This is a genomic window from Tissierella simiarum, from assembly GCF_018917865.1.
Lineage (GTDB): Bacteria > Bacillota > Clostridia > Tissierellales > Tissierellaceae > Tissierella_C > Tissierella_C simiarum.
Window position 1 is genome coordinate 110,450 of sequence record NZ_JAHLPM010000011.1, and the last position, 12,136, is coordinate 122,585.

General features: G+C 29.0%; 12 protein-coding genes and 1 other annotated feature. Of the genes, 11 read left to right on the forward strand and 1 reads right to left on the reverse strand.

Features of this window, described 5'->3' with window-relative positions; genetic code table 11:
• The first annotated feature begins 61 nt into the window (after nucleotides 1-61).
• The 11 genes from KQI42_RS13480 to KQI42_RS13530 all read left to right on the forward strand — a co-directional run bounded on the left by KQI42_RS13480 (nucleotide 62) and on the right by KQI42_RS13530 (nucleotide 11,381).
• Nucleotides 62-1,849, forward strand: coding sequence for a thioredoxin domain-containing protein (locus KQI42_RS13480; RefSeq protein WP_216520653.1), 1,788 nt, complete (start codon nucleotides 62-64; stop codon nucleotides 1,847-1,849).
• 204 nt (nucleotides 1,850-2,053) lie between these two features.
• A complete protein-coding gene (locus tag KQI42_RS13485; protein ID WP_216520655.1) occupies nucleotides 2,054-3,091 on the forward strand; it encodes a S66 family peptidase in 1,038 nt (345 codons plus the stop codon).
• A 33-nt stretch (nucleotides 3,092-3,124) separates the two neighbouring features.
• On the forward strand, nucleotides 3,125-3,622 hold the full coding sequence (locus KQI42_RS13490; protein ID WP_216520657.1) for a GNAT family N-acetyltransferase: 498 nt from the start codon (nucleotides 3,125-3,127) through the stop codon (nucleotides 3,620-3,622).
• 41 nt (nucleotides 3,623-3,663) lie between these two features.
• Entirely contained in the window at nucleotides 3,664-4,086 is a 423-nt protein-coding gene (gene fosB, locus KQI42_RS13495; protein WP_246566576.1) for a metallothiol transferase FosB, read from the forward strand.
• Nucleotides 4,087-4,214: 128 nt separating this feature from the next.
• Nucleotides 4,215-4,655: an NUDIX hydrolase gene (locus tag KQI42_RS13500; RefSeq protein WP_216520659.1), complete on the forward strand. Its 441-nt coding sequence runs from the start codon at nucleotides 4,215-4,217 to the stop codon at nucleotides 4,653-4,655.
• A 17-nt stretch (nucleotides 4,656-4,672) separates the two neighbouring features.
• Nucleotides 4,673-5,224 carry a sugar O-acetyltransferase gene (locus KQI42_RS13505; protein WP_216520662.1) on the forward strand — a complete coding sequence of 184 codons (552 nt, stop codon included), beginning with the start codon at nucleotides 4,673-4,675 and terminating at the stop codon, nucleotides 5,222-5,224.
• A 273-nt stretch (nucleotides 5,225-5,497) separates the two neighbouring features.
• The gene (locus KQI42_RS21695) at nucleotides 5,498-6,541 is read left to right on the forward strand and encodes a zinc-dependent alcohol dehydrogenase (RefSeq protein ID WP_216520663.1); all 1,044 of its coding nucleotides are present in this window, start codon (nucleotides 5,498-5,500) and stop codon (nucleotides 6,539-6,541) included.
• 360 nt (nucleotides 6,542-6,901) lie between these two features.
• Entirely contained in the window at nucleotides 6,902-7,969 is a 1,068-nt protein-coding gene (rsgA, locus tag KQI42_RS13515; RefSeq protein ID WP_216520664.1) for a ribosome small subunit-dependent GTPase A, read from the forward strand.
• Between the two features lie 253 nt (nucleotides 7,970-8,222).
• Nucleotides 8,223-9,200, forward strand: a complete 978-nt coding sequence (locus KQI42_RS13520) for a D-alanine--D-alanine ligase family protein (protein ID WP_216520665.1) — start codon at nucleotides 8,223-8,225, stop codon at nucleotides 9,198-9,200.
• Between the two features lie 47 nt (nucleotides 9,201-9,247).
• Nucleotides 9,248-9,454, forward strand: a binding site (T-box leader).
• A 39-nt stretch (nucleotides 9,455-9,493) separates the two neighbouring features.
• Nucleotides 9,494-10,486 (forward strand): tryptophan--tRNA ligase, encoded by a 993-nt coding sequence (trpS, locus tag KQI42_RS13525; protein WP_216520667.1) that lies wholly within the window; start codon nucleotides 9,494-9,496, stop codon nucleotides 10,484-10,486.
• 136 nt (nucleotides 10,487-10,622) lie between these two features.
• Complete coding sequence (locus tag KQI42_RS13530) at nucleotides 10,623-11,381, forward strand: YwaF family protein (protein WP_216520670.1); 759 nt, start codon at nucleotides 10,623-10,625, stop codon at nucleotides 11,379-11,381.
• A 40-nt stretch (nucleotides 11,382-11,421) separates the two neighbouring features.
• Here KQI42_RS13530 and KQI42_RS13535 read toward each other — a convergent pair whose 3' ends face one another.
• On the reverse strand, nucleotides 11,422-12,090 hold the full coding sequence (locus KQI42_RS13535; RefSeq protein WP_216520672.1) for a hypothetical protein: 669 nt from the start codon (nucleotides 12,088-12,090) through the stop codon (nucleotides 11,422-11,424).
• Between the last annotated feature and the right edge of the window lie 46 nt (nucleotides 12,091-12,136).

Genomic DNA, 12,136 nt, shown 5'->3' on the forward strand with positions numbered 1-12,136 from the left:
TAGTAATCTTTTTTATTTAGGGTATAATAACCTAAAATAACTTATGAAAGGAAGTGATAGTATGACTAACTCAAATAGAGTACCCAATAGATTGATAAATGAGAAATCTCCTTATCTTCTACAACATGCCCATAATCCTGTGGATTGGTATCCTTGGGGTGATGAAGCTTTTACTAAAGCAAAAACAGAAGATAAGCCAATATTCTTAAGTATAGGATATAGCACATGCCATTGGTGTCATGTAATGAATAGAGAGTCTTTTCAAGATGAAGAGGTTGCAAAGGTTTTAAATGAATACTTTGTACCTATCAAAGTGGATAGAGAAGAAAGACCAGATATAGATAAAGTCTATATGACTTTTGCAGAGGCTATGACTGGTAGTGGAGGTTGGCCTTTAAATGTATTAATTACAGCTGAAGGTAATCCGTTTTTTATAGGAACATATTTTCCTAAAAAAAGCAGAGATAGGCTAACGGGACTAATAGACTTGTTAGAGAAAACTCATAGACTTTGGAATAAAGATAAAGAAAAGATAAAAGAGGAGAGTAATTATATAGTAGAAGAAGTTAAAGATAGATATATGGATTATGCTGAAGGAGATATTGAGGAAGATATATATGATAAAACTAAAGAAGGCTTAAAAAGGATATTTGATAGACGTAATGGAGGATTCGGAAGATATCCTAAATTTCCTATGCCTCAGTACGTTTGGTTTTTGTTAGAATATGGACATAGAAAAGACGATAAAGAATCTATTGAAATAGCAACAATTACCTTAGATAAAATGTATAAAGGTGGCATATTTGATCATGTAGGATATGGATTTTGTAGGTATTCTGTAGATGAGAAGTGGCTAGTACCTCACTTTGAAAAAATGTTATATGATAATGCTCTATTATCTATAACTTATGCTAAAGCATATGAGACAACTAAAAACTTCTTATATAAAGAGATAGGAGAAAAAATATTTGAGTTTGTACTACGAGATATGACATCAGGAGAGGGCGGATTTTATTCAGCCTTAGATGCAGATTCAGAGGGGGAAGAAGGAAAATTTTATGTTTTTGATTACAAAGAGATTATAGATTTATTAGGTGAAGAATTAGGAAGCTTATATTGTAGATATTATGATATAAGTAAAAAAGGTAATTTTGAAGGTAAGAATATTCCTAATTTAATAAATCAAGATTTAGAAAACATGAGTAGTTCAGATAAGTCTAAATTAGATAGTATTAATCAAATGCTATTTAACTATAGAGAAAAGCGAGTCAAACCCCATAGAGATGAAAAAATATTGACTTCTTGGAATGGGCTTATGATAGGTGCTTTAGCTTATGGTGGAATAACTTTTGATAACAGGGTATATATTAATAGAGCAAAAAAAGCTGCAGACTTTATTATAGCCAATTGCATAGATAAAGAAGGACATTTATTATCTACTTATATAGATGGAAAATCTTATAACATTGGTTTTTTAGAGGATTATGCTTTCTTTATATATGGACTTCTTCAATTATTTGAATCTACAAAGGAAGATGTATATTTAAATATTGGAATAAAATTAACTGAAGATATGCTAAAGCTATTTTGGGATGAAAAAGAAGGAGGGTTATATTTTTACAGTAATATATCAGAACAGTTAATTTCAAAGCCAAAGGATTTCTATGATGGAGCTATACCATCAGGAAACTCTTTTGCTTTAATAAGTTTATTAAAGTTATATATGATTATTAAAGAAGAAAAGTATAGTGAAAGAGTTAGACAAATTCTGTATGCTGTTGGCGAAGATATAAATAATAATCCTCTTTCTCATATTTATTCAATTATAGCTTTAGGAAATTTATATTAGAAATGATGGAATATCTACAAAAGAATATATTTACAATTATGAAAACTAGGAAAAATCCTAGTTTTCATAATTTATTAACAAAAATAGATTTGTTTAATATATGTTTCTAAAAATCATGCATCAATTCATATTATATGGTATACTCCTTATAATTATATTGGTTAATAATATTTAATAAATTAAAATAACTTAGGAGGGATTAATTTGAATAAAGTAAGACGATTAAAGGAAAATTCAAAGATAGCAATTATTTCTCCATCAAATGGTCTTCCATTTTTGTTTCCAGAAAACTATGAGCTTGGAATTAAGAATTTAAAAGAAATATTCAATCTGGATATTGTAGAAATGCCTACTGCAAGAATGTCTCCTGAGGAGCTATATAAAAGCCCCGAAAAAAGAGCTAAGGATATTAATGAAGCTTTTAAAGACAATTCTATAGATGGAATTATTACTTCAATAGGAGGATATGAGTCTGTACGTATACTTGAATATTTGGATTTAGATTTGATTTTAAATAACCCAAAATTTATAATGGGATTTTCAGATGCAACTACTTTCCTATCTTATTTGAACTATAAAGGCATGATAACTTTTTATGGCCCATCAATTATGGCAGGATTTGCGCAATTGCAGCATTTACCTGTAGAAAGTATAGAACATATTAAATCAATAATGTTTGAAGAAAATTATCCCTATAAATATAATAGTTATCCCATGTATACAAATGGATATAAAGACTGGAATAACAAAGATACCATTGGAGAATGTACTGAATTTTGTTCTAATGAAGATGGCTATATGTTTCTTCAAGGAGATAAGATAACAGAAGGGTTATTATGGGGAGGATGTATTGAAGTATTGGAATTTTTGAAAGGAACAAAGTATTGGCCAGATGAGAAATTCTGGAATGATAAAATATTGTTTTTTGAAACATCAGAAGAAAAGCCATCACCTCAGAATGTAGGTTATATGCTAAGAAATTATGGAACTCAAGGAATCTTGAATAAAGTGAAAGGAATATTATTTGGGAGACCAAAAGACTATAATGAGGAAGAAAAGAATGAATTAAATAAAATTGTTTTCAATATAGTAAATTTTGAGTTTGGAGTTAAAGATGTTCCAATAATTATGAATGTAGATTCTGGACATACAGACCCTAAGATCATATTGCCTTTAGGCGGAAGAATGAAAATAGATTCTAGAAAGAGAGAGATCTACTTAATGGAAAGTCCTTTTATTTAAATATAAAAAGATAATTCTAGGGAGATGATAGGCATGGCTATAAGAAATATAGAACAACCTAATATTATTATAGTAGATAATGAGTTAAGATTAAGAAAAGCAAGAGAGGAAGAATGGAAAGTAGCATTGCCTTGGTATGAAAATTCAAAAGTATTATATTATTCAGAAGGCTTGATACAAGGAATATACGATATGGAAATTGTAAATAGAATGTATGGTTACTTAAGCAGTATAGGAGAGTTATATTTTATAGAAATCTTAGAAAAAGATACTTGGATACCTATAGGAGATATAACTTTATCAGAAAAAAATATGCCTATAATAATAGGTGATGAAAAATATTGGGGAAGAGGAATAGGTAAAAAATCAGTGCTAGCATTAATAGATAGGGCAAAATCCATTAAATTAGATAAGATTCAGATACCTACTATCTATAAATATAATGAAAGATCCAAGAACTTATTTATATCGATTGGATTTATAAAGGTTAAAGAAGATGAAGATAGTGAATCCTATGAACTAAAATTATAGTAATTATATATAGAAAAATTAATCTTATAGGGGGATGAAAAATGAAAATTAAAGGAATAAATCATATAACTTTTTCAGTATCAAATTTAGAAAAATCTATAGAGTTTTATAAAAATGTTTTTGATGCAAAATTACTAGTTAAAGGAGAAAGACTTGCTTATTTTGATTTACAAGGTATATGGCTTGCATTAAATGTCGAAAGTGATATTGAAAGGAATGAAATATATCAATCCTATACTCATATGAGCTTTTCAATAGACGAAGAGGATTATGAATTTGTGGTAGAAAAACTAAACAAATTAAATGTAAATATAAGAGAAGGTAGACCAAGATATAAGGAAGAAGGTAAATCAATATATTTTCGAGATCCCGATGGACACTTGTTCGAGTTTCATACAAAGACAAGAGAAGGTAGAATAAAATTTTATAAAGATAATAGAGAAGAATTAGAATTTTTTATATAAAAATTAGTTAAATATATTATTATGGTCACATGGAGTAAAATGATATCCACAGAGTATGAAATCTATAAGCATAATAGCTTATAGATTTCATACTATTTAAATTTAAAATATGGATAAAGGGAGAGAATATGGATATAACAGAAGGAGCTTTTGTAGTAATATTTAATGAGGAAAAGAGAATACTCCTTGTTAGGAGGAGAGATTTTCCTATTTGGGATTTACCAGGAGGAAGACTGGAGAAAAATGAAATTATTGAAGAATGTGCTATAAGAGAAACAGAAGAGGAGACAGGGTATATGGTTGTAGTTGAAAAGAAAACTGGAGAATATTACAGACCACAGTTTAGCGATAGACAACATATATTTATAGCTAAAATAGTGGATGGAAAACCAAGAGATAAAAGTGATGAAACATCAGCATTAAGATGGTTTTCAGTCAGTAATTTGCCTATATTAATGGTTCCTCATAGAAGAGAGCAGATAAAGGATTCTATTTCGCAAGAACATTTAGTAAAAAAGATACTAAATGAGTCTAGAATTATTTTATGGCTAAGGAAAATGAAGAACTGAAAAAGGAGATAATCATAATGAGAAGTGAAAAAGAAAAGATGTTAGCAGGAGAGCTATATGATGCTAGTGATGAGATCTTATCTAAAGAAAGGGAATATGCTAGAAGTGTGAGCTTTGAATTTAACAATTCAAGACCTAACGAAATTGAAAAAAGAAAAGAAATTTTAAAGAGGTTAATTAAATTAAAAGGAGATTTTCTTATAGAACCTCCATTTCATTTTGATTATGGATATAATATAGAAATTGGTGATAATTTTTTTGCTAATTTTGATTGTGTGATTCTTGATGTAAATAAAGTTAAAATTGGAGATAATGTTTTGCTAGGACCAAATGTACAGATTTATACGGCTACTCATCCGCTAGATCCTAAGGAAAGGATGGCTGGTAAAGAAGCAGCTAAACCTATAATAATAGGAAATAATGTATGGATTGGTGGAGGAACAGTCATATGTCCAGGAGTACGTATTGGAAATAATACAACAATTGGAGCAGGAAGTGTTGTTACTAAAGATATACCTAATAATGTGTTGGCAGTAGGTAATCCATGTAAAGTAATAAAAGAGGTTTAATAAATAGTGTTATAAAAGAACAGAATAGAATAGAAACATTGTAAAAAATGTGATTCTCTTGATATTACTCCCTTTAAGTGGATACGAATTTAAAAATAAATATTTCTAATTTTTATAGACTTTTAAAAGAAAAAATTAAAAATATAGGTCCTTCTTTATTGATGTAGAAATACTTTGACAGTTATAAAATAAAAGAGTATGATTATATGTAATAAATAGTTAATAAATTAACACAATATAACATCGCAGTAAGATAAAAGGAGGAATAGTATCGTGAAAGCTCTCATTTTCAAAGATATTAATCAAATTGAATTACAAGAAATAGAAAGACCTATACTTGAAAAAGAAACTGATGCAATAATTAGAATTACTATGACAACTATCTGCGGAAGCGATATTCATTTATACCATGGACATATGCCAACCACTCCAGGATATGCATTAGGACATGAGTATGTAGGTATTGTTGAAGAAGTTGGAGGAGCAGTGAAAAGTTTAAAAAAAGGTGATAGAGTAATTGGGCCAGCTGCTCCTTTTTGTGGATATTGCGAAAACTGTAAAAATGGTCATATAGCTCAATGTGTAAATGGAGGAGTACATGGTAGTGGAAAGGAATTTGGAAATATTCCAGGTACTCATGCAGAATTTTCACGAGTACCATTTGCTGATAATAACTTAATAAAAGTTCCTGAAAACCTTAAAGACGAACAGGTATTATTCGTAGGTGATGTATTGTCTACGGGATACTTTGGTGCAGAAAAATGCAGAATTCAGCCTGGAGATAATGTAGTTATATTTGGCGCTGGTCCCGTTGGATTATGTGCTGTACAAGCGGCAAAATTATTTAGTCCTAAAAATATAATTCTTGTAGGAAGAAAAAATCAGTTGAGGCTTGATATAGGGAAAAAACTAGGAGCAACACATATTATAAGAACTGATAAAGATGATTTATTTAAAAGTATATCTGAAATAACCAAAGGAAAAAGTGCAGATGCAGCTATTGAAGCCTCTGGATCAGAAATTGCACTTCAACAAGCAGTTAAATGTGTAGGAATTAGCGGCAGAGTTTCTCTAGTCGGGCTTTATTCAAAAAATATTGAATTGCCATTACCAGAAATATTTATGAAGAATATATCTATTGAAATGGGACTAGGATATTTAGGTCATATGCAGCGTTTACTTAATATGGTTGAGTCTGGCCAAATAGATATGACACCTTTAATTACTCATCACATGAAATTAGATGACATGGTTAAAGCTTATGATCTATTTGAAAATAATCAAAATGAAGTTGTAAAAATTGCAGTAACACCATAGAGTTTACAACTAAGGGTACTATTATAAATCCTCTATTTCCATTTTTAAATGGTAGTAGAGGATTTATAAATATTTTAATAAGATTATATACACTGATTATAAGACTCTTATTGACTTTAAGTTGATTATATGGTAATTTTATAATATAAATATTAACGGAAGGAGTGGTGTTGTATGATGAAGAAAATAAATAAATTAGAAAACAAAAAACTATATGATACTGCTTCTAGGGGAAAAATTTAGTATAGTTATTTAGTTATAAATTAATAACTTCTATTTATTGTGCCTTGGGTAGTATCAGATACAAATAATACCGAGGGGTTTTTTTATGCCCTAAATTAACCTATAGGAGGCAATAAATTGAAGAAAAGATTATGTGAATTGGGTTTAACGGATGATATAGCTAAAGAATTTGAAAATTTCTATGAAGATGGATACTTAGGTAGAGTTATTGCAGAATATAAAGGACTATATAGAGTAGCTACGGAAGAAGATGATATATTAGCTAAAGTATCAGGAAAAATCATAAATACTGCAATAGATAAAAGTTCATATCCAGCAGTTGGAGATTGGGTAGTGATAGATAGAATAAATAGAAATACTGGAAATGGAGTGATCCACGAAGTTTTAAATCGTAGGAGTGCAGTTTCAAGGAAAGTTGCTGGAAAGCAAATGGATCAGCAAATTATAGCTTCAAATATAGATACCATTTTTATTTGTATGTCAGCTAATAATGATTTTAATCTAAGAAGATTAGAAAGATATATAAGCATAGGGTGGAATAGTGGAGCAACTCCAGTAATTTTATTAACTAAAATAGATTTATGTGAGGATTTATATAGAATTGAAAGAGAAATTGAAGATATAGCTATAGGAATCGATATACTGTACGTAAGTTCCTTCACTGGAAAGGGAATTGAGGAAATTAATAAATATTTAATACCTGGTAAGACTATAGCCGTTATTGGTTCCTCTGGGGTAGGTAAGTCGACTTTAATAAATTTATTATTAGGTGAAGAAAGGCAGCAGGTAAATAACATTCGAGAAGATGATCATAAAGGTAAACATACAACTACTCATAGAGAACTAATTGTTTTAAAAGATAAAGGTATAATTATAGATACTCCAGGCATGAGAGAGATTCAATTTTTAGATGATGCAGACGGAATTGAAGATTCTTTTCACGAAATAATAGATATTGCTAAAGGATGTAAGTTTTCTAATTGTAAGCATGATAAAGAACCTGGATGTGCCGTAAAGGCTGCTATTGAAGCAGGAACTATTTCTAAAGAAAGATTACAAAGTTATAATAAATTGAAGCGAGAAGTAAGTTTTATGGAAAGAAAGGTAGATAGAAAAGCTAAAAGTGAATCAAAGAAACAATTGATTTTAAAAAATAAAAAGTTAAGAGAAAATAAAAAAAGATAAATTGAACATCTTCATTATTTAAGCTAAATAATGAAGATGTTTTTTATATTATATAATTACTTTTTTATTTATGAGAATAGCAGAATATAAAAAATGAAACTATAATTTGGAAAATTGATATTTAAATAGACAGCAAACCCAGTTTTTTGCAATAATTTATTTAAAGGTATATAATATATTTAATAGGTCATTTTAAATTGGACTACTTTTAAATTTGAAAAAAATTTATTTAATATATGAAGGAGTGTTAAGTATGAAAGTAGCCATTATTACTGACAAGCCAAGAGTAAAGTATTTACCTACAGAAGAAGCGTTAATGGAGGATAAACAAAAGTCAAAGACTGTAGACGATTTAAAAAGGGTCTTATCAAAGGAGTTTAAATGTATAGATTTAGTTCTAGATCACAATTTAATTGATAATATTAAAAGAGAGAGAGTTGATTTAGCATTTAATCTATGTAATGGAATTTTAGGCGAATCAAGGCTTTCTCAGCTGCCTGCAATCTTAGAGTATGCAGGTATACCCTATACTGGGTCTTCTCCTTTAGGACATGGGCTTGCTTATAATAAAATATTCTCATGTAAAATATTTAAAGAGTCAGGGATTCCTACACCAGAATTTACTTATGTATATACTTTAGATGATATAGATAAAATTAATCTAAAGTTTCCAATTTTAATTAAACCAAAAGATGAAGGTTCTAGTAGAGGAATACAAGAAGATAGTTTAGTCTTTGATGAAGGATCATTAGTGAGAAAAGTAAGAGAGGATCTAGAAATATATAATCCACCCATAATGCTGACTGAATATATTGAAGGTAGGGAGTTTACTGTTGGAGTTTTAGGAAATGGCAGTAATGTTTCAGTATTACCAATATTAGAAATAGACTTTTCTAATATACCCGATCATTTAAATAAATTTTACAGTTTTGAAGTAAAATTTAAATACGAAGATGAAACTATATATCATATACCTGCAAGATTAAAAGAAGCCACTAGAAAAAAAGTTGAAAATACTGCAATAAGAGCCTTTAAATCTTTAGGATTAAAGGATTATGCTAGAGTTGATATTAGATTAAAAGATGAAATTCCGTATGTTTTAGAAATTAATTCTTTACCAGGATTAGATAAAGATCATAGTGATATATGTAAAATGGCAAATGCTTCAGGTATTGGATATGAAGGGTTGATAATGAAGATAGTGAATAGTGCAATGAAAAGATATAATTAGTGTTTACAATATATTAAAATAGTGTATAATAGTTATAATTAAAATATGTAATTGCTTAGAGCAAGATTAGTAATCATAAAAAAGATCTAAAGCGAGTTAGGAGTGGTGAAAGCCTAGCGATACTGTTATGATGAATGGACTTGGGAGTATATATTCGAAATAAGTAGAGTATAGGGTTAATCACCCTTAAAGGATTGGAGCAGGCTTTTAAGCAAAAAGAGTGGTACCGCGGAATTTAACCTTTCGTCTCTTCATAGAGATGAAGGGTTTTTTATTTTATAGGAGGGATTATCATGGAAAGAAAAACTGTTTTTAGTGGAGTGCAGCCTTCAGGTGCTTTAACAATAGGAAATTATATAGGGGCTATAAAAAATTGGGTTGAGCTTCAAGAAGAATATGATTGCTATTATTGTATTGTTGATTTACATGCTATTACAGTACCTCAAGTACCAAAAGACTTAAGAAAAAATACATTGGATGTATTAGCTTTATATTTGGCTTGTGGAATGGATCCAGAAAAGAGTACTTTATTTATTCAATCTCATGTAAGTGCACATGTAGAACTTAGCTGGGTATTAAATACCATATCCTACATGGGGCAATTAAACAGAATGACTCAATTTAAGGAAAAATCTAGAAAAAGTGAAGAAAATTTAAATGCAGGATTATTTACCTATCCAGTATTAATGGCTTCTGACATATTGCTTTATCAAGCAGATTTAGTTCCAGTAGGAGAAGATCAGAAACAGCATTTAGAATTGGCTAGAGATCTAGCAGCTAGATTTAATAATAAATATAGTGAAACTTTCAAAGTACCAGAACCATTGATAAAAGAATTTGGGGCTAGAATAATGAGTCTTCAGAATCCAGACAGTAAAATGTCTAAATCTGACCCAGATGAAAACGGATATATTCTACTTTTAGACAATAAAGATGCTATAAGGAGAAAAATAAAAAGGGCTGTTACAGATTCTTTAGGAGAGGTTAGATATAACGATGAACAGTTAGGATTGAAAAATTTATTAAATATTTATAGCACATTCTCAAAGGAAGATATCACTACTATTGTTAATAGATATAAGGGAACAGGCTATGGTAAATTTAAAGAAGATTTAGCTGAAGTAGTAGTTGAAGGATTATCTCCTATCCATGAAAAATATGATTATTTAATAAAAAATAAAGACTATTTGGAGAAAGTATATAAGTCTGGAGCAGAGAAAGCCGAATATCAAGCTATGAAAACTTTAAGAAAAGTATATAAGAAAGTTGGCTTTATACCAAAATAGGATGCTATTTAGCATCCTATTTTGGTGTATGAAAGTTTATATTACAAAAATTTAAGTTAAAATTAAGATTGATTTAATTTAAAATTTAAGAAAAAGGTGTTATATTATTTATATACAAAAATGAAAGGGGAAAGCTATGGTATATAATTTAAGATATTTTTTTCGGGGAACGCCTGATAATTATGTTTTCCCTCAAGGAAGTTTAAATCATATATTGTTAATTTTTATTACCTTATTAGGAGTAGAGTTAATAATACATCATAGAAATAAACTTAAAGATTCTAAATGTGTTAGGGTGTTTAAAAAAGCTATGATTATTATTTTAAGTGTTCAACAGATAATATTATATTTATGGTATGGATTCTCAGGATATTTTACTATAAAAGAAAGTCTACCTTTATATAATTGTAGAATTGCAATTATTTTTACTATTTTAGCATTTATAACTGATAAAAAATTATTTAAAAATGTGGCTTGCTATTGGGGTATTACAGGATCTATATTAGCTTTAGCATTACCAGCAACAGATCCTTTTATATTTCCTCACTATACAATAGTATCTTTTTTTGTTGGTCATATGGTTATGCTATGGTCTGCTATATATTTATTAGTAGTAGAAGAATATAGAATTAGCAAAAAGAGTCTAGTATCTATATTATATTTCACCAATATATATCATATATGTATTTATATATTTAACTCAATAACTAAGTCGAATTATTGTTACCTAATGGAAGCTCCCTTTGCAAAAGAAGCTTTTATGAATATATCATCATTAATGTATAGCTTTTTTGCTTTCTTATCTTTTAATATATTTATGCTAATATTTTATTTAATTACTAAAACAATCTACAGAGTATTAGAAAAAGGCGAAGATTTAGCAAATTATGCTTAGACTTTCTCTTTCGGTGTTATACAGCGAAAGAGAAAGTTTTTTATTTTGCTTTTTTTCTTTTAGAGAAAGCTAGTATTCCTCCTAAGGCTATAGATAAAAAAGATGCCATTAGAACCCTATATTCTCCAGGAAGCATAAAAGTTATAGTGTGAGCTGGTATCCAAAAGAGAGGTACTGTTTTCAGTAGGACAAAACTTAAAAATCCATACCAATCAATGTGGTTAACTACATCAACAAGTTTGATTTTAAATATTCTATTTAATTGTCCTTGACCTAAGTCAATATATGTATCAGTTATTCTATGAAGTGCCATGAAAGTTGGACCAAATATTAAGTTCATTAAAGTGGAAGTAAAAAATGCTGTTATAAATTTGTTAGCAATTAGATTAGAGAAATTAGGAAGAAGACCTTTTTCCATAACACCCAACGTACCCATAGCAAAAACATCAAAGACTAGAGCAAAAGCCATACCTAAAAAACCCCATATTATAAATCGCCATAGAAACCCTACTGGTTTTCTATAGTATCCTAAGCTAATTCTTAGAGCTAAAATTTCTCCCATAGAAGCTAGGATTGCAACTTTGATAAAACCCATTAAATAGGGATGTGCTTTGGTTGCTGTCATAAAAAGATGATGGGTGGTAGGATAAGTTAAAAATAAAACTATAATGGCAAGACAAGCTAACCAAATAAAATCTTTCTTTTTCATAAAAAACCTCCTTATTTTATTAGTCAAAATCATTTTAACATATATA